This is a genomic window from Ensifer sp. GW101-20A05 (assembly GCF_059424735.1).
Map to the genome: position 1 here is coordinate 18,979 of NZ_JBWKZT010000030.1, position 17,544 is coordinate 36,522.

Annotated in this window: 16 protein-coding genes and 2 pseudogenes; 7 read left to right on the plus strand and 11 right to left on the minus strand. The window is 60.0% G+C overall.

What is annotated here, in order from left to right:
• Positions 1-213: 213 nt before the first annotated feature.
• Positions 214-1,212: a LacI family DNA-binding transcriptional regulator gene (locus AC070A_RS33805; RefSeq protein ID WP_112995785.1), complete on the plus strand. Its 999-nt coding sequence runs from the start codon at positions 214-216 to the stop codon at positions 1,210-1,212.
• Positions 1,213-1,227: 15 nt separating this feature from the next.
• On the plus strand, positions 1,228-1,896 hold the full coding sequence (gene otnC / locus AC070A_RS33810; RefSeq protein WP_057250129.1) for a 3-oxo-tetronate 4-phosphate decarboxylase: 669 nt from the start codon (positions 1,228-1,230) through the stop codon (positions 1,894-1,896).
• A 24-nt stretch (positions 1,897-1,920) separates the two neighbouring features.
• On the opposite strand, the gene AC070A_RS33815 is transcribed toward otnC, so the two are convergent.
• The 7 genes from AC070A_RS33815 to AC070A_RS33845 form a co-directional block, all read right to left on the minus strand.
• Positions 1,921-2,820 carry a carbohydrate ABC transporter permease gene (locus tag AC070A_RS33815; protein WP_057250127.1) on the minus strand — a complete coding sequence of 300 codons (900 nt, stop codon included), beginning with the start codon at positions 2,818-2,820 and terminating at the stop codon, positions 1,921-1,923.
• Between the two features lie 15 nt (positions 2,821-2,835).
• A complete protein-coding gene (locus AC070A_RS33820) occupies positions 2,836-3,768 on the minus strand; it encodes a carbohydrate ABC transporter permease (protein ID WP_053249896.1) in 933 nt (310 codons plus the stop codon).
• Between the two features lie 95 nt (positions 3,769-3,863).
• The gene (locus AC070A_RS33825; RefSeq protein WP_112995784.1) at positions 3,864-5,180 is read right to left on the minus strand and encodes an ABC transporter substrate-binding protein; all 1,317 of its coding nucleotides are present in this window, start codon (positions 5,178-5,180) and stop codon (positions 3,864-3,866) included.
• A 157-nt stretch (positions 5,181-5,337) separates the two neighbouring features.
• Complete coding sequence (locus AC070A_RS33830) at positions 5,338-6,405, minus strand: ABC transporter ATP-binding protein (protein ID WP_112995783.1); 1,068 nt, start codon at positions 6,403-6,405, stop codon at positions 5,338-5,340.
• 98 nt (positions 6,406-6,503) lie between these two features.
• Positions 6,504-7,280 (minus strand): SDR family oxidoreductase, encoded by a 777-nt coding sequence (locus AC070A_RS33835; protein WP_057250120.1) that lies wholly within the window; start codon positions 7,278-7,280, stop codon positions 6,504-6,506.
• Position 7,281: 1 nt separating this feature from the next.
• Positions 7,282-8,265, minus strand: a complete 984-nt coding sequence (gene denD, locus AC070A_RS33840; protein WP_112995782.1) for a D-erythronate dehydrogenase — start codon at positions 8,263-8,265, stop codon at positions 7,282-7,284.
• A gap of 39 nt (positions 8,266-8,304) precedes the next feature.
• Entirely contained in the window at positions 8,305-9,081 is a 777-nt protein-coding gene (locus AC070A_RS33845; protein WP_113737383.1) for a FadR/GntR family transcriptional regulator, read from the minus strand.
• A 565-nt stretch (positions 9,082-9,646) separates the two neighbouring features.
• Here AC070A_RS33845 and AC070A_RS33850 point away from each other — a divergent pair.
• The gene (locus AC070A_RS33850) at positions 9,647-9,850 is read left to right on the plus strand and encodes a hypothetical protein (RefSeq protein ID WP_113737382.1); all 204 of its coding nucleotides are present in this window, start codon (positions 9,647-9,649) and stop codon (positions 9,848-9,850) included.
• 1,275 nt (positions 9,851-11,125) lie between these two features.
• On the opposite strand, the pseudogene AC070A_RS33855 reads toward AC070A_RS33850, so the two are convergent.
• The 3 genes and pseudogenes from AC070A_RS33855 to AC070A_RS33865 all read right to left on the minus strand — a co-directional run bounded on the left by AC070A_RS33855 (position 11,126) and on the right by AC070A_RS33865 (position 12,936).
• Positions 11,126-11,621 (minus strand): annotated as a pseudogene (locus AC070A_RS33855) (YciE/YciF ferroxidase family protein).
• Between the two features lie 174 nt (positions 11,622-11,795).
• Positions 11,796-12,104, minus strand: coding sequence for a DUF982 domain-containing protein (locus tag AC070A_RS33860; RefSeq protein ID WP_113737384.1), 309 nt, complete (start codon positions 12,102-12,104; stop codon positions 11,796-11,798).
• Between the two features lie 229 nt (positions 12,105-12,333).
• Complete coding sequence (locus tag AC070A_RS33865; RefSeq protein ID WP_309140596.1) at positions 12,334-12,936, minus strand: hypothetical protein; 603 nt, start codon at positions 12,934-12,936, stop codon at positions 12,334-12,336.
• A gap of 610 nt (positions 12,937-13,546) precedes the next feature.
• Here AC070A_RS33865 and AC070A_RS33870 point away from each other — a divergent pair.
• The 4 genes and pseudogenes from AC070A_RS33870 to AC070A_RS33885 all read left to right on the plus strand — a co-directional run bounded on the left by AC070A_RS33870 (position 13,547) and on the right by AC070A_RS33885 (position 16,189).
• Positions 13,547-13,732, plus strand: coding sequence for a hypothetical protein (locus AC070A_RS33870; protein ID WP_082615811.1), 186 nt, complete (start codon positions 13,547-13,549; stop codon positions 13,730-13,732).
• A 654-nt stretch (positions 13,733-14,386) separates the two neighbouring features.
• Positions 14,387-14,677, plus strand: a pseudogene (locus tag AC070A_RS33875) (PepSY domain-containing protein).
• A gap of 29 nt (positions 14,678-14,706) precedes the next feature.
• Positions 14,707-15,312, plus strand: a complete 606-nt coding sequence (locus AC070A_RS33880; protein ID WP_057250099.1) for a general stress protein — start codon at positions 14,707-14,709, stop codon at positions 15,310-15,312.
• Positions 15,313-15,940: 628 nt separating this feature from the next.
• Positions 15,941-16,189 (plus strand): hypothetical protein, encoded by a 249-nt coding sequence (locus tag AC070A_RS33885; protein WP_082615809.1) that lies wholly within the window; start codon positions 15,941-15,943, stop codon positions 16,187-16,189.
• 485 nt (positions 16,190-16,674) lie between these two features.
• Here AC070A_RS33885 and AC070A_RS33890 read toward each other — a convergent pair whose 3' ends face one another.
• Positions 16,675-17,151, minus strand: coding sequence for an Hsp20 family protein (locus AC070A_RS33890; RefSeq protein ID WP_057250097.1), 477 nt, complete (start codon positions 17,149-17,151; stop codon positions 16,675-16,677).
• Between the last annotated feature and the right edge of the window lie 393 nt (positions 17,152-17,544).

Genomic DNA, 17,544 nt, shown 5'->3' on the forward strand with positions numbered 1-17,544 from the left:
TGCCGCGGTCTCCTTCCGCGGCACGCCGGGCCAATAATGGCAGCGCTGCCATTTTCTTTAATCCATTTTGGCAGCGCTGCCAACGCGAAATTGGTAGCGCTGCCAAAAAAATCTTGCTTCTTGAAGAGAGTGGTGAAAAATGAGGACCGCAATCGGAGAGGGATGACGGCTTAGCGGCTGAAGCGCCCACCCGAGGTGGGGTCGAAAGTGACTATGGAATTCAAACACCAGGCGACAGTGACGCTTGCCGAGGTCGCGGAAGCGGCCGGCGTCGGCGAGAGCACGGTCTCGCGGGTGCTGCGCAACCACGGCTCGTTTTCCGGCAAGACGCGGGACCGGGTGATGGCTGCTGTCGAGCGGCTCGGCTATGTGCCGAACCGGATCGCAGGAACGCTCGCCTCCACCGCTTCGCGCCTGGTCGCCTTCGTCATTCCCTCGCTATCCAACATCGTCTTTCCCGATGTTCTGCGCGGCGCCAGCGCCGTTCTGGAGGAAAACCGGTATCAGGCGGTCTTCTCCGTCACCGACTATGACCCGGGGAAGGAAGAAGCGCTTGCCGCCGCAATGCTCGCCTGGCGGCCCGCGGCTGTGATGCTGGCGGGGTACGAGCACACGGAGGGCACGGTGAAGATGCTGCGCGCAAGCGGCTGCCGGATCGTCGAGCTGCTCGATCTGGACGGCGATGCGCTTGATCTGGCGGTCGGTTTCTCCAACCGCGCAGCCGGACGCGAAAGCGCGGCTTTCCTGCTCAAGCGGGGCTATCGCCGGATCGGGTATGTCGGCCACGACCTCAACCGCGATACCCGCGCCAGCAAGCGGTTTTCCGCCTTTTTCGAAACGCTGGGCGCGCATGACGCCCCCCTCGCCGATCGCGAAATTCTCTCCGGGGCATCGTCGGTGGAAAACGGCAGGCTGGGACTGGAGCGGCTGCTCGCCCGGACGCCCGATCTTGATGCGGTCTATTTCTCCAACGACGACATGGCGCTGGGCGGCTATTTTCACTGTCTGGCGCGGGGGATTGCGATCCCCTCGCAGCTTGCCATTTTCGGCTATAACGGCCTCGATATCGGCCGGGCAACGCCGCAGCCCCTCTCGACGATCCGCACGCCGCGCGTCGCGACCGGACAGGTGGCAGCACAGCTTGTCATCACCAATGCGCCATCCCAGGTCGTCGATCTCGGTTTCGAGCTGATCGAAGGGGCAACCGCCTGATAGGGAGAAACTGTCATGTCCGACGCGCGCCTGCGTGAAGAAATCTGCCGCTATGGCCGTTCGCTGTTCGAGCGCGGGCTGACGCCCGGTTCGTCGGGCAATATATCGTTGCGGCTGGAGGATGGCGGCTGGCTGGTCACCCCGACGAACGCCTCGCTCGGCTTCCTCGACCCGGCCCGCATCTCAAGGCTGGATGCCGAAGGCCGGCACCTCTCCGGCGACAAGCCGACCAAGGAAATTCCGCTTCACACGGCGCTCTACGACACGCGCGGCAGTGCCCGCGCCATCGTCCATCTTCACTCCACCCATGCGGTGGCGCTGACCATGCTGCCGGAGATCGATCCGCGCGCCGCCCTGCCGCCGATGACCCCCTACTATCTCATGCGCGCCGGCGAGACCGCGCTGGTCCCCTACTATCGTCCCGGCGATCCGGCGGTGGCCGACGCGATCCGCGGGCTGGCGGGAAAATACTCGTCGGTGCTTCTGGCCAATCACGGACCGGTCGTCGCGGGCGACAGCCTGGAGGCGGCGGTTTTCGCCACTGAGGAATTGGAGGAGACGGCGAAGCTCTATCTCCTGCTGCGCAACCTCAACCCCCGTTATCTCACCCCGGCGCAGGTCAACGATCTCACCAAGACCTTCGGCCTCGACCTGCCGTCGCATCACGACCATGATCACGATTGATGCGCGATCACCTGAAGCAGGCACTCATTCCTTCACGGCCCCGGTCATGGACGAGACGTAATAATCGACGAAGAAGGAATAGAGGATCACCACCGGCAGCGAGCCGAACAGCGCGCCGGCCATCAGCGCGCCCCATTCGAACACGTCGCCGCGGACCAGCTCCGTCAGCACGCCGACCGGCACGGTCTTGTTTTCCGAAGACTGGATGAAAGTGAGCGCATAGATGAACTCGTTCCACGACAACGTGAAGGCAAAGATGCCCGCCGATATCAGCCCGGGGACAGCAAGCGGCAGGATGATCTTGATCAGGATCTGCCAGCGCGTCGCGCCATCCACTAGCGCGCTCTCTTCGAGCTCGAACGGGATCGACCGGAAATAGCCCATCAACAGCCAGGTGCAGAAGGGAATGAGGAAGGTCGGATAGGTGAAGATCAGAGCCAGCCTGGAATCGTAGATGCCGAACTTGAAGACAATGAAGGCCAGCGGAATGAACAGGATCGAGGGCGGCACGAGATAGGCGAGGAAGATCAGCAGCCCCACCGGCCGCGAGCCCGAAAACCGAACCCGCTCGATCGCGTAGGCCGCAAAGACCGATGCCGCCAGTGACAGGAATGTCGCGCAGGTCGCCACCAGCATCGTGTTCCACAGCCAGCCCGGATAGGACGTCTCGAACAGCAGGTACTTGATATGGTCGAGCGTCGGGCCGACCACCCAGAAGGGACTGTAGTTGTTGTAGTCGGTCAACTGCGAATTGGGCTTAATCGCCGTGATCGCCATCCAGTAGAACGGAAAGAGCAGGACGAAGACGAACACTGCCATCGGCAGATAAACCATCACAATCCTGCGCGGCAGGCGGTTGAGATAGCTCATGCCCTGCACGTCGTCGGTGAGAACGGCGTCTTCGGATTTCACGGTCGTGGTCATCGTCATTCTCCCCAATCAATCCTGGCCGCCCTGCTGCCATTTGCGCCGCTGCAGGCCGAAGAAGCTGAACATGATGGCGGCAAGGAGGAACGGGATCATCGCCACCGCGATCGCGGCCCCCTCCCCGAGCTGTCCGCCCGGAATGCCGCGCTGGAAGGAAAGCGTCGCCATCAGATGCGTCGCGTTTACCGGCCCGCCCTTGGTGAGCACATAGATGAGCTGGAAATCGGTGAAGGTGAACAGCACCGAGAAGGTCATGACGACGGCAATGATCGGCGTCAGCATCGGCAACGTCACATAGCGGAAGCGTTGCCAGCTCGTTGCACCGTCCAGCGACGCCGCCTCCTGCAGCGAGGCCGGAATGGTCTGCAGGCCAGCCAGCAACGAAATGGCGACAAAGGGAATGCCGCGCCAGACATTGGCTGCGATCACCGAGGCTCGGGCATTCTCCGGATCGCCCAGGAAGTTGATCGGACTATCGATCACGCCGAGCTGCATCAGCGACCATGAAATGATCGAGAACTGCGCATCGTAGATCCACCAGAAGGCCAGCGCCGAGAGCACGGTGGGAACGACCCAGGGTAAGAGTACGATTGCCCGGAAGAAGGACTTGAATGGCAAATTTTCATTCAGCAGCAGCGCCAGCCAGAGCCCGAAGACGAATTTCAGGATCGACGCCACAATCGTGTAGAGCAGCGTGTTGAAGACCGACAGCCAGAAGACCGAGTCCTCGGCAAGGAAGATGTAGTTTTCGAGCCCGATGAACACCCCGTCACGACCGATGCGCGTGTCGGTAAAGCCGAGCCAGACGCCGAGACCGAGTGGATAGGTGAGGAAGCAGACAAGGAAGACGGCGGCCGGAAGCATGAAGAGGAAACCAATCATGTTCCTGTTCTGCATGAGCGAGGCCATCGCGGATGGCGGCTTCCTGGATGACGCTGTGGACATCGGACATCTCCCGTATAGCGGATTGGGGAACGGGTATCGGCGGGGCATTTCCGCCGATACCTTGTCTCAGCGGCCTATGCAGGCCATGTTGGGATTTAGACCCGGTAGTAGCGGTTTGCCCGGCGCTCAGCCTCTACAATTGCCTCTTCCGGCGTCATCTGCCCCGTAACCGCGGTGGCGAACATGTCGACCAGCACGTAGTCGGCCATGACGCCGGCGGACGCATAGCCGAGCGGGCCGGCATAACCGTTCGGGCGCAGCGTTTCGGAGGCGCGCGCATAAGGCGCGTGGATCGGATCGGACGTCCAGACGGGATTGTCGGCGAAAGCCTTGAGAGGCTGGCAGCAATACGCGCTGGAGCCCGTGATCCAGGCATTCATCTGGTCGGCCTCCATCATGAATTTGATATAGGCCTTGGCAGCTTCCGGATATTTCGTATGGCTGAAGAGCAGCAGCGAACTGGTCTGATGCAGCTCGACGCTCTGGCCGACCGGACCGACAGGGAAGTTCGTGGTGCGGATGTCGGCTGAAAGTTCCGCCATCGCCGGGTCCTTCTTCGACGCATAGTAGAGCGAGACGCCGTTCGCCGTCAGCGACACCTGGCCCGCCAGGAAGGCCCGGTTGTTATTGATGTCGAGCCAGCTCTCGGTGCCCGGAATGAAGGTCTCGTAAAGCGCCTTGGCATAGTTGACCGCTTTGAGCGTCTCGGGGCTGTTGATGACGACCTTGCCGCCTTCATCGACCATCTTGCCGCCATGGCTCCAGAGCAACCAATGGGCATAGTTGTTGCCGTCGCCGACGGCCTTGCCGTGCGGGAAGCCGGCTGGCGTTCCCTTGGCCTTCATCGCCTTGCAGAGTTCGAGGAACCCGTCGGTGTCCTTCGGAAATTCGCTGAAGCCGGCCGCCTTAACATGGCTGTCACGATAGCAGACGGCGTTGCCAATCGCCGTCAGCGGCATGGCGATGAACTTGTCGCCGCGCGAAGCATAACCCTTTACGCCATCGTACCAGCCGCCGTATTTGCCGCCGAGGTAGTTGGCGAGTTCGGTCAGATCGACGAGCTTGTCGGGATATTGGTGGGCGTCGTCAAACCAGCACATCACCAGATCGGGCCCCGAACCGACATTGGCGGCGACGGCTGCCTTCGGGCGAATGTCTTCCCAGCTTTCCTTGTCGATGCGGACCTCGACCCCAGTCGCCTCAGTGAATTTCGCGGTGTTGGCAAGCCACGCATCCTCGTCACCCTTGACGAAGGGCGTCCAGCGCAACAGCCTCAGGCTCGCCCCTTCCTCCGGCTTGTAGGCCGGCTCCGCCCCTTGCGCGAAAGACGGGCGGATGCCGAAAGGCGAAAGCCCGGCGATCCCCGCCAGCGCGGCGGATGCAGTGAGAAAATCACGTCTCTTGAAAGTCATAATGCTCCTCCTGGTGACAACGGGACATCATCCTTTCCGGCACCCGCCGTCCCGTTTGGCGAATGCTGCAACGAAGGTTTCGGGTATGGCCGGAAACGCCGACCCGAGACCGGATGCGTCAGGGCTCCTCTTCCCTGACGCACAAAGCGGGGCAGTATCAGTCGGTCAGCCGCACGCCGGTTTCGGCGTCGAACAGGTGCACATGATCGGCATCGATAGATAGGTGGATTGCCTCGCCCGGCCGGGCGGTCACGCGCTCACGGAAAACGCAGGTGACGTCCGTGCCGCCGAAGCGCACGATCAACTGCGTCTCGTAGCCGGTGGGCTCGATAACCGCGACGGTCACGGGAAACCCGTTCGGGTCGAGCGACATATATTCCGGCCGCAAGCCGTAGATCAGATCACGCCCTCTTGCCGCCGATGGCGACCGCGCGACTGGCAGCGCCATGCCATCGGTTGCGATAAAGCACTTCGGATTTTGCGGGTCGAGCCTGCCCTTGATCATGTTCATCGCTGGCGAACCGATAAAACCCGCGACGAAAAGATTGGCGGGGCTGTCGTAGAGGTCAAGCGGCGCGCCGATCTGTTCGACAATACCGTCATGCATGACGACGATTTTGTCGGCCATGGTCATCGCCTCGATTTGGTCATGCGTGACATAGACGGTGGTCGTCTTCAGCCGCTGGTGCAGTTCCTTGATCTCGGCGCGCATGGCCACGCGCAGTTTCGCATCGAGGTTGGATAGCGGTTCGTCGAAGAGAAATACCTGCGGATCGCGCACGATCGCCCTGCCCATCGCTACGCGCTGGCGCTGGCCGCCGGAGAGCTGGCGCGGATAGCGGTCGAGCAGCTTGGAAAGCCCGAGAATGCCCGCCGCGGTGCCTACGCGCTTGTCGATATCGGCTTTCGGCGAGCCGTTCAGCATCAGCGAGAAGGCCATGTTGTCGGCGACCGTCATATGCGGATAAAGCGCGTAGTTCTGGAACACCATGGCGATATCCCGATCCTTGGGCGGCAGGGTGTTGACGACCTTGTCGCCGATGCGGATCTCGCCCGCCGAAATGTTTTCAAGCCCGGCCAACATTCGCAGAAGCGTCGATTTCCCGCAGCCCGAGGGGCCGACAAGGATCACGAATTCGCCATCCTCGATTTCGATGTTCACGCCCTTGATGACGGGAAAGGCTCCGAATGATTTTCTGACATCGACGAAGTCAACGCCTGCCATATGCTTTCCTCCCTGTGAATTTCATCTGACATCGGCGGACTGTCCGGCGGCCTCCTCATGCCGTTCTTAGACCCCGTCCAGTTTCCTCTCGACCGCCCTTACCCCCGCCCCACCAGCGGCATCTTCGTCGCCATGACCGTCATCGTCAGCACATTCGCCTCCAGTGGCAGGCTTGCCATGTAGACAACAGCCGCGGCGATATGGGCGACCGGGATCGTCGGCTCACTGGCGGTCTCGCCATTAGCCTGCAACACCCCGGAATTCATCTTCGACGTCATGTCGGTCGCGGCATTGCCGATATCGATCTGGCCGCAGGCGATGTCATACTTGCGCCCGTCGAGTGCGGTCGACTTGGTCAACCCCGTGATCGCATGCTTGGTTGCCGTGTAAGGTGCTGAGTTCGGCCGCGGCGTCTGGGCCGAAATCGAGCCGTTGTTGATGATCCGCCCGCCGCGCGGCGCCTGCGCCTTCATCAGCCGGAACGCCTGCTGCGTGCAGAGAAAGGCACCCGTCAGGTTTGCGGCAAGAATGCCGCTCCATTGCTCGAAGGTCACCTCTTCCAACGGCACGGCCGGCACATTGGAGCCGGCATTGTTGACCAGGAGGTCGAGCCGGCCGAACTCGGTGCGGATCGCCTCGAAAAGGCGGACGACCGCATTGGGATCGCCGATATCGGCCCTGACACCCCGCACGGTTCCTCCCGTTTGCGCCGCTATGCCGCCAGCTGCTTTATCGAGCACGTCGGCGCGCCGGCCGGCGATGACGATGGTATAACCCTCCGCACTTAAGGCCTCGGCGATCCCGCGTCCGAGGCCCGTGCCGCCGCCAGTCACCAATGCGATCTTGCCTTCGCCGGATTTTAAAGCGCGAACCATCTCAGATATGTCCTCCGAGTTCATCTTCGATATGGATCCTGATGATCTCATCGAAGTTGGTTTCGGCTTTGAAACCCAGTTCGCAAGCACGCCGCGCGTCGAAATCGGTCGGCCAGCCTGAAACAATCGAGCGGATAACCGGGTCGGGCTCACGGCGGACGAGCTTGACGGCCTTCTCACCGGCTACACGCCGAAGGGCCTGGATCTCTTCACCAACGAGGGCGGAAAGGCCGGGCATGGTCAGATTGCGTCTCGGGCCGATCGCGGATGTATCCATCCGCGCGGCATGAATGAAGAACCCGACGGCCGAACGCGGGCTTGCAAACCAGTGGCGTACGTTCTCGTCCACCGGCAACACCGCCTCCTGACCTGCCAGCGGCTCGCGGAGAATATTGGAAAAGAAGCCGGACGCCGCTTTGTTGGGTTTGCCGGGGCGGATGCAGATCGTCGGCAGGCGGATGCCGACGCCATCGAAAATGCCGCGCCTCGAATAGTCGGCGAGAAGCAGTTCGCAGATCGCCTTTTGCGTGCCGTAGCTCGTCAGTGGCGTGGTAAGGAACTCGTCGCCGATCTTTTCCGGGAAAGGCCTTCCGAAAACGGCGATCGACGACGCGAAGATGACCCGCGGAACGTAGGGCTCCCGCAAACTCTCGTGGCGGATCGCCTCGAACAGCGCCCGCGTTCCGTCAAGATTGACCTTGTAGCCCTTGTCGAAATCAGTCTCGGCCTCACCGGAAACGATCGCCGCGAGATGGAAGATCACGTCGGGCCGCAAACCGACGACTTTCTCGGCGGCGTCATCGGTCGAAAGATCAAGCACGAGTGTCTTTGCAATTGGCGACAGCCCCTGAGGCACAGGCGGCTCGATCACGTCCACCAGCGTCAGCCTAGAAATATCGTAGCCAAGCACGCCTTCCTCTGAGGCGAACTTCTCCACCAACTTGCGACCGACCATCCCGGCCGCTCCGATCACCATGACATCCATTTTCGACGAACCTCCCCGTCTGCCGCCGGCTCAGCCGGATCAGCCTGCCATCTTGCTCTTGCTCTTTTCCCGGTTTTTCTGCCCGCTCCCCGCGAGCAATTCCTTCGTCGTGTCGTAGATCCGGGTCAGATGCCGGCCAAATGCAGCGATTACCGCGTCCCGGTCGCGCCGCTCCAGTGCCTCCACGATCTCGGTGTGGTCGTCATAGCTGGCATCGATCGCGCCTGGCCGTGACATGGCGCTGCGCCGATAGTCCATCATGAAGGTGTAGAGATCGGTGACGAAATCGGACAGCAGCGGGTTTCCGCAAGCCCGATAGATCGCCATGTGGAATTCGCGGTCGCAGATCAGAAAGCGCATGGCGTCATCGCCACACAGCTTCTGCGCTTCGAGCAGGCTTTTGAGCTTGCCCAGCGTCTCTTCGTCAATCATGTCAGCTGCATCGCCGACGACCTTCAGCTCGATATGCAGCCGGGCCGCATGAACATCGTCAAGATCGTAGCTGTCGATGGCGTTGGGGGAAGCGATGGTAACGGTGAGATGGCTGAGATCGACATTGCAGACCCGCGTGCGACTGCCCTGAGACACCTCGACGATACCGCGCGCAGCCAGCGTCTGGATGGCACCGCGCACCGTCTCACGGCTGACATGAAGCACGTTGGCGAGCTCCCTTTCCCCCGGCAAGACGTCGCCGGGGCGCAGCATGTTGGTGGCGATCAGGACCATCAGCTTGTCGGCGATGAGGTCACGGGCCGTGCGCCGGTCGAGACTCTGCCCGACCTTTGGCATTTGCGTGAGTATCGGGCTGCCGTCCATCGCCGTCACCGCCTCCAACTGACCCACTGGTTGGTCCAGCAGATCAGTTTCTCCATGGAGCCGTGAAAAGTATGACTAGTCAAGACAGGTTCGTTGCTGCATCGCATCAAAGATCGGCCCTGGAACGGCGTCGCTGCCGGTCACCTCGCGCTTCGGCGGCTAGGGGAAGCCGAAGTCGCAGCGGCCCTTATCGTCGAGCACGACGGCCTCGCCGTCGAGGATCATGGAGGTCCCCAGTTAGCAAAGCCGCCAGTGCGACGGCCGTTCCATATCGCGCGATTTTAATGCGGCGCCCGCGTGCCACCATTCAAGTCGTAGCCCATCATGCTCCCAGCCGGCGTCATGCCGTGCGGGAATGGCGGCCTGTTTTTCTAACAAGGAGGTACTACACATGGCTCGGGACACTCTTACCGTCGCCTAGGCGTCGTTGCCTGCCATCCCCACCCACGATCAGGTGAAACCGATCAGCGTCATAACCGCACGGCAGGTTTGCTTAGACATCAAAAGATTTGAACATCATCGGCGGTCACACGTTATATCCTTGACCACGAGGCGAGGTTTTCCAATGTCTATTCATACGCGAGATATCGGCGAAGCGGTACTCGGGCTGTTCCATTTGCATCATTTCGATGAGCCGCGGCTGAGCGACGATCAGCGGCTGCTGATCGAGGCTTATCGGTCGGGACAGGTTCCAGAAGCCGCATGGCAGGAGCATCTGACGCTCGATCCTGAGCTTGCTCGTTACTGGCGGTCAGATGCAAAACACTGAGCATCTGATCGGGATGTGCCTACAGGAGTTCGGCGTCGGGACTTCGAATCCATATCGCACGATCCTCAAGCTGCGCCTGCGAGCGCCATTCCAATCATAGCCATAGCCTACGTTCGGCGTCGACGGCGGCTCCGGCCAAGGTGGAGGTCCAGCATCAGTCGGACCAGCCATCTCTGACATCCGGTGTCGCCACGAACTCATCCATATGTTCGACGGCGTATTCGAGTGAGAGCAGTTGCCGCGTTCGGTGAGGCCGTCAAGCAGCGCGCCCATGCCGACAGATCCGGCATCAGATCCACGATTTTGGTGCCACCGCCGCTTGAGGGCGGTGAAACGTCGATGGAGGAGCAAGCTTCATTCCATGCGTCTCGTATGCCGCTCATGAATAGATGGAGCGCCTCCCGAGCCAGCCACTCGCCTTCACCGCTTTGCCATCCATGACCCTCTCGAAGACCTCTGAAATCACAGTAAAGCCTTCAGGAAGGATGTATCCGGATTGCCGTTGATCAAACATGGCGCAACCTCCTCCAATTGGGGCGAAAGCGCTTATGATCTCTCAGCCGCCGGAGCCCGCAGCACTGTCCGGCGATGAGCAAAATATGCGCCGACAAAGCGCCTCTGACAACGTTCGGGGATCACAGCCTTTGTCGCATCGTTTTCGCTGCTTCGCGACACGACTCCAGCAGGTTCTCTTTTCCCATGCCGCGGATTGCGCCGCAGCGCCTGCACTGGATCAATTCTCTCGTCTCCATCTCGGAGAACGTAAGCCGCTCTCGCGTCCCGCACTTCTGGCACTGAATTTTAAGCTGTCGGAGTCATCCACTGCTGCCTCCCGTTGCTTTCAAATTACCCCCACAACCTGGCCCACTGAAAGGGAATTTCAAGATGACCAATGGTTCCAGCCGGTGAAGATGTCGCGTATCATCGCGCGTTGAGTGCCGGCGCTTATCGAGCCTCAGAACTCGACAAGGAGCACTATCACCTCATCGTAGAGGGATCTGGCAACGTGGTCCGCGGCACACGATTGCCGACAACCTGAACACCGCCGCCGACGACGGCCCACGCATCAAAGTTCTGAGTGTCGCGTCTACCAGCGATGACGGTTGGGTTGTTTCCGCTGCTGGTCCGGGGTTCGGCAAACGCCGACCTTCTCGAACGCGGAATTGACAACCATCACCGCCTGCCAAATCCAGCCGGCTCTCCGGCGGGGAAAGGTCGCTGCTACCAAGCCGCAAATATGAAGCGGGTAGTACGGTCAGGGCCCCCTTTGTTTCGTCACGCCGCCCTTGAACGCGCCGAGGTTTTGTTAATCGACGTTACAGCCAAGTTGGTGAGCTTGTTGTTCGTCGCCTTCTCTTGGTCGAGGATCTCACTCAGAAGCTTGTGCGCCTCATCATGGCCGAGGTCCTTGGCCCATTCCCGAAGCGAGCCATAGCGGGCGATCTCGTAGTGCTCGACAGCTTGGCAAGCGGCCAGAAGACCCACGTCCAACGCGGTCCCTTTAGCCTCTTTCATCAAACCGTCGGCCTCCTTGATCAGACCCTTCGATAGCGTCGCATTTTTCGCCAGATGCCGTTTTGCCGATCGACTTGAAGACCTGCTCCAGCTTCTTGATCTGGTCCCTCGTCTCCAAAAGGTGTTCCTCGGCCGCCTTCTTCAGTTCGGCGCTATTCGCTGCCTTAGCGACCTTTGGAAGCGCCTTCGTGATAGCGTTCTCGGCGAAGTAGAGATCCTGCAGCGTGTGTTCGAAAATATCAGCCAGCGATTTCATAAACTTTCTCCTTCGCAATGAAATGCAGGGCTCGGGAGGCTTCGTAAAAAACGATGTAAACAGTAACCACCGTGGAAGATCCCAGATTTCTCTGACCTCCCGCGGCGTCGGCGGCTGTGCAAGAGCATCATTAGAAAGCCTGCTAACGACCATTTCCACCAATCGTTGCTGGCTTCAGCGCAAAACCCCTGCATCACGGGCGGCTTTCTCGAACGCCAACCGGGCCATGTAACCAGGCACATCACCATTGACAGCTTCGAGACAGGCGGTCAAAGCCGCCTGATATGCGGGATCGGACTTGGATCCAGACCAATTGTTCTGCAAAACCGCTGCCGCTTGACTGGCCGATCCAACCAACAAGTGGTGGTATGCATCGGGCAGACAGATCACGACACTTTCATTCCAGGGTGCCGGTTGTTTGCCCCCTGCCCTCTCTATATCGCGTCCGTACCGTTCCTCGCGTTCCCAACGATCCTCTGCCATGACGTTCTCCTTCTCGAACGTCTCCAAATCGCCAAAACAGAATCGTGTTCCCGATATCGTTCAGTCGCCGGCTCGTGCACCAATAGCGCTGAAACAGGGGGCGCGCATATGCGCAGCGCGGTTACCGCCTTCGTCCGCCGACGTCGACATTGCTGTTATCTGCATCTCACTACGCACGTGATCCCGCAATTGGCCCAGAGACACGTGACAAGATCGAGCCTTGTTATACTCAGATCTGCACCGGCTTGATCGTGCCGACCGATATCTCACCTTTCAACAGGCCGCGTACCAGTCCTGCTTTTGCATGTTCGACTTCGATGACCGTGTATAGTTTTTCGTCCCGAAACGCGCTCGCATCCGAGGTGCTGACACCTTCGGCAGGGGCGGCGTCGACCTCCATATAGTCGAGTTCGCACGCGGACGCGACGATGCGGGCGTCCCCAGACGTGCGGGCAGCGACCACGACTTCGCCCTGGTTAAGTGCGCTCTGCCATCGAGGATCGGATTGTGCGGCGATCGGCACCAAGCGGTAGACGTTCAGTGTTTCAGCACCAGAATCGCTCGAGGCTCGGCATGCGTCGGCAATTTGAGCCTTGCTTTCCACCGATCTGCCAAATTCCGTGTGGCTTTCGCCGGTGGACTTCGCCTCGTCACCATATTGCGCATTGTTGGACATCGTCATCTCTTTCGTCGTTGAGTCAGAAACATTAATTTGCACGGAAAGTTCCCTTCCCTCGAGTGGCTGGCCTGAGGGCCTTTCGCAAATCGGCGCGGCGGCAAGCGCGGCTCCGCCGGTCGCGACAGGGATCAGAAGAGTTGAGGATGTGTCCATGGCAAACACCGTTCACGGACGCTACATTGCTTAGCGCCTTCGAGAGGCGGCAAGCGGAAGAGTCAGGCTCAGAGCTAAGACCGCGACAGAGATGATGAAGGGTAGGTTCGGCCACGATTGTCGTGGCGGCGTAGTCGAAGCGGCTGTCCGCGGGCAACAAGTGAAAAACCCGCGCCCCGGTCTCCGGTGGGAAGCTGCCGGCTGAGGAACATTTCGCAGGACCGGAAGTTTGCACGGCAGTAACAACAGAGCAGGCGTTAGTGCTTCAGCGGCACGATCGCTCCTGCAGAAATGAGCCCGAGGCGAGGCCAAGATCATGACATATGTTGCATCCCCCAGAACCCAGAAAGGTACTGCGGAGCGGCTTGCCGACTGCTACCAGTGCGTTTCGTCCACACTTTCAACTCACGACCCGACAGGTGCTTTGCGAGATTTCGACACCGATTTGATCACTGCCGCGGTACAGGCCGGATGGGATGAAGACGAGATACGCGCGGCTTTGAACGGTATTCGGTCGGGCAATGCGGTCGCGAGCGCGAATGCAGAAGGGCCTGAACTTAGCCCGGACCCCAGGCAAACGCTGTCTTCCGATCCTGCCTTCACTGAAACAGTGAAGGGACCGGCGTTTGAGGGCCGCGAGTCAGCGCAGGGCTTGCAAGAGAGCGCTGAAAGAGAAGAGCGACGGATCGAATGCCAGAAAGGAAGTCCCTTGGCCAAGGGGGAAGAACGCTTCGAGGAACGATCGAGGAGCTCGGACGGCAGAAGCGCGGGAGAGAAACAAAATCCTGGAGGATGAAAATCTTACACCTCACCTGCCAAGCGATCGCCAAGACCCGCCTGAGGATAAATTCTCAGCAATGCTTTGGTTTCGGGCTTCATGTCTAAAAGGAAGGCCGCTGACGGTCGCCGGCGAATACCGAAACTCGCGCCGTTCGAGTTCGCGCCACCACTGAGAGACTTGTTGGGACGCCCGCTGGTTGGGTTGGTTGTCCCGGCTAGCCAGACTATGTTCGACACGGGTGCGAGTTTGGAATGATATGACGGTGGACGTCCCGCTGTCCGAGATTACGTTCGCGCGCGGGCGAGGGCGCCACCCGAGACGCGTGCCGCCCTCGATCCCTGAAAAGAGCCTCCGCCAAATTGGTCGGAGGCTCAGTCAGGACGGCTGATCGCCCAAGCGACATCCGCAGCCGGCGAGACTGCGGCAGACGATCGTTAATTAGAATATACTTATATTTCTCGTTAACAAGTCGGCACATCGGGTGACGCTCAGACAGGCTACAGCGCCCCATACTGGAGGTCGAAGGCCAAATTCGCGTTCAAGCGCGATTGAGTGGTAATCCCGTTCAATGATCCCCGAGTGCCTCTGCGCCGGAACCAAATCCCACCCCCAGGGTTCGAGAGCCGGATCAATCCGATTTACAAGCAGAGGCCACGTTCATGAACCCCCATGACTATCGTTGCGGCGGCGCTGATGAGCGCTGTAACCGCCGCTGCGTTTGCGCAAACGACGCCTTCGACGAACGGAAACACGCCGGCAGCCACCACGCCCGACTCGCAAACACCCACTGTGCCCGTGGAGGGAGCTAAACAGTTTCACCGAGCGGATAGAGGCCGCCGGCTACACCGATGTCACCGCACTCAAGCTCGATGACAAGGGTGTGTGGCAAGCAAACGCGAAGAAAGGACAGTAAGTCCGTGACCGTCGCCCTCGACCCAAGACAATGTGACAGCCCAATAAGGTAAAACCCAAAGCTAGGGAGACTGAAGATGAGAACCGTGACAGGTCTTTTTGACGATTATGAAACGGCGCGAGATGCGGTGCGTGATCTCGAGGCGGCGGGCATACCGCCCGATGATATCAGCATTATCGCCAACAACAGCGGCGATTGGTATTCCGACGATACCTCCGACGCCGCCGGAGGCGCCAGCGCCGGAGCGGGTCTTGGTGCCGCGGGAGGTGGCATTGTTGGACTTCTCACTGGACTTGGACTTATGGCCATCCCTGGGGTGGGACCGGTTGTCGCGGCCGGTTGGCTGGCAGCGACCGCCGCAGGCGCCGCGGCTGGCGCTGTTGCCGGCGGTGCGGCAGGTGGCATCATCGGCGGATTGACCGAAACCGGCGTGGATGAAGACGACGCGCACGTTTACGCCGAAGGCGTTCGGCGCGGCGGAACCCTGGTGACAGCGCGGGTCGAGCATGATCTCGTCGCCCAAGCCGAAACAATCTTGCAACAACGGGATCGGGTTGATCTCGCCGCTCGTCGCAGCGCTTACACTGAGGAGGGATGGTCGCATTTTGACGAGGACGCCGATCCTTACACCGTGGATCAGGTCGAACGCGAGCGCGAGCGGTATCGCAGCATGATGCCCTAACCGACTTTCGCGGCGAGCCGAGAGGGCCGCGGAGGCCACTCCGGCCGCAGCCGCCTTTTCCATGCCGTGCCGCCCGAGCCGACCTGTCAGATATCGTTCCAGATGTCCCGCGTCGCTTGCTTCTTGGTGGGCCGGCGCGGCTTCTAATGAACCGCCACTTGGCGAGGACTTTCTTTGGCGTCCGGTCTCAGCTTCTCTGGAAGTACATCTCGCGCAGACTTCCGGATAACGTCGATCGCCGCCTCCGTCGCGTGGCTGACAGCATTACCGGTAATCCCCAGTGCCCGTTTGCTACTGCGGGCGCCCTTGCCGGCCGCATCGGCTATGTCGCCTCGTTCCTCGACAAGCACTGCGGCCGCTGCGGCCACGGCGGCCGTCAGGGCTTTGGCAGCACACTCCTACCGATATCGCTTGCCAGAAGCCCTTTTACGAGTCCCGTCTTCCGGATAGGTTTTGGGACTTAGTAGCCAGCAAGCTTCTTCGGGATCTTGCTCTTCTAAGCCATGACACCCTCCACGATGTGACCGCTGACAACCGGCAAATTGTAGTTTGGTTCCGCGAGAACACCGCTTCGGAACCGATGGCGCCGTCATCAGTTTGTCTTGCGCACTCGACAGGAGATACAAGCATGGCCAAAGACGACGATTTAAAAGCGGGCTCCACCGGCACACCCGATGAACCTCTCGCCGGCGTCCGTAAGGCTGCCCAAACAGCCACTGAAGCAGTGAGGCGAGAGACAAGCGCGGTAGCGACCGCAGCAGCAGAACATCCTCACACCGCCACCACTCTGGGAGTGCTTATTGGCGCCCTCGCCTTCACCATCGGCTATGTTTTGGGAAGGTCATCGGTCGATAGCGGGCGGGGCTACTGGCGATAAAAGAGGACCCGACCGGCGTGCGGCTTTGAATGATGTCACGGATGAAAACCCGTATCCTGGCGCGCAGGACCGCAGCCCAAGGACCCGGGGCTGCGGTTTTGTTTGTCGGGATTTCGTGCGAACGACGGCTGAGCCAGCGGTCGAGCGAACGACTTGCAATGGAGACGACCGCGTGTTGCACCGTCATCAGGGCGCCAGGCACTCTTCACAGATGCCACAGCCATCTGCATCCATGCTCGTGGCCGGGCGCTTCTTTCGACAACAGAGGCAGGTGACAATATCCGGCGCGCTCCAGTTGTAATGCTTGGGTGGTGTGATTTGAATTGTGGTGTCGGGAGCTACTTGTTTACCCAGTTGTTCCATCTGGAGGCTCCATGTCGAAGACGCCATTTTCGCTAGAGGGGGGTGCATGAACGGCATCCTACCTTTCCAACCCGGGTTCTAGATGGGCGCCAGGAGAACGGCGCCCAGTTCGTCGAGATCACCTATGCGGCATTTGATGCTTCGATTTGCGTCGGAGCTTGTGACTGTTCAAACACCGCCGCACTTTCGATCGCGATTTTGCGTGGCTTCATCTCCTCCGGGATTTCCCGCACGAGATCGATCTCCAGGAGACCGTTGTTCAGGTCAGCGCCGATCACCCGCACGTGGTCGGCAAGCTCGAACCGGTGCTCAAACGGTCGCCCGGCGATCCCGCGGTGCAGATAGGCTTCTGACGAGGATTCCTGCTTCTTGCCGACGACCGTCAGAAGGTTGGTTTGAAACGTGATGTCGAGATCGTCTCGCGTAAAACCGGCGACCGCAATCGAGATCCGATAGCTATCGTCACCGGTCTTGACGATGTCGTAGGGCGGCCAATCGCTCATCGAACGGGCCCGCTGGGCGTTTTCGAGCAGACTGAAGAGCCGGTCGAACCCGACGGTCGATCGGAAAAGCGGTGCGTAGTCGTAAGTTGTTGCCATAACCATATCCTCCTTGAGCAACATGGATATTGGAAGCGCCGAAAGACGACACTTCCAGCAAGTCCAGCCCTGATTCTAGCGGCTGGCGACAAGCGATTTGGTTTAGCAAAAGTTCAGTTTCAAGGGCTCGGAAAGAAAAAATGAGGGCGGCATAAGCGTCGCTCAAGACAGGCCGCTCAGCGGATGCACGCTGCTCCAGACAAGTGGCAGGGGCCTGTCAGATCGGTCAAGGGGCTTGGCACGGAACATTCATTGAGAGCGCTTGAACTCAAGGGGCTGCGAAATTAAATTTTTGACGGGCGCATCACGCGCCTTCCTGTAATGGCCCCATAAATCCCCGGACATGATCTCCCACTTGTTAAGTGTGAGGAGTAATGTCCCCATTATGAGTAG

Coding starts and splice junctions, on each gene's coding strand:
- AC070A_RS33805 (WP_112995785.1), top strand. CDS start 214: ATGGAATTCAAACACCAGGCGACAGTGACGCTTGCCGAGGTCGCGGAA.
- otnC (WP_057250129.1), top strand. CDS start 1,228: ATGTCCGACGCGCGCCTGCGTGAAGAAATCTGCCGCTATGGCCGTTCG.
- AC070A_RS33815 (WP_057250127.1), bottom strand. CDS start 2,820: ATGACCACGACCGTGAAATCCGAAGACGCCGTTCTCACCGACGACGTG.
- AC070A_RS33820 (WP_053249896.1), bottom strand. CDS start 3,768: ATGTCCACAGCGTCATCCAGGAAGCCGCCATCCGCGATGGCCTCGCTC.
- AC070A_RS33825 (WP_112995784.1), bottom strand. CDS start 5,180: ATGACTTTCAAGAGACGTGATTTTCTCACTGCATCCGCCGCGCTGGCG.
- AC070A_RS33830 (WP_112995783.1), bottom strand. CDS start 6,405: ATGGCAGGCGTTGACTTCGTCGATGTCAGAAAATCATTCGGAGCCTTT.
- AC070A_RS33835 (WP_057250120.1), bottom strand. CDS start 7,280: ATGGTTCGCGCTTTAAAATCCGGCGAAGGCAAGATCGCATTGGTGACT.
- denD (WP_112995782.1), bottom strand. CDS start 8,265: ATGGATGTCATGGTGATCGGAGCGGCCGGGATGGTCGGTCGCAAGTTG.
- AC070A_RS33845 (WP_113737383.1), bottom strand. CDS start 9,081: ATGGACGGCAGCCCGATACTCACGCAAATGCCAAAGGTCGGGCAGAGT.
- AC070A_RS33850 (WP_113737382.1), top strand. CDS start 9,647: ATGTCTATTCATACGCGAGATATCGGCGAAGCGGTACTCGGGCTGTTC.
- AC070A_RS33860 (WP_113737384.1), bottom strand. CDS start 12,104: ATGGCAGAGGATCGTTGGGAACGCGAGGAACGGTACGGACGCGATATA.
- AC070A_RS33865 (WP_309140596.1), bottom strand. CDS start 12,936: ATGGACACATCCTCAACTCTTCTGATCCCTGTCGCGACCGGCGGAGCC.
- AC070A_RS33880 (WP_057250099.1), top strand. CDS start 14,707: ATGAGAACCGTGACAGGTCTTTTTGACGATTATGAAACGGCGCGAGAT.
- AC070A_RS33885 (WP_082615809.1), top strand. CDS start 15,941: ATGGCCAAAGACGACGATTTAAAAGCGGGCTCCACCGGCACACCCGAT.
- AC070A_RS33890 (WP_057250097.1), bottom strand. CDS start 17,151: ATGGCAACAACTTACGACTACGCACCGCTTTTCCGATCGACCGTCGGG.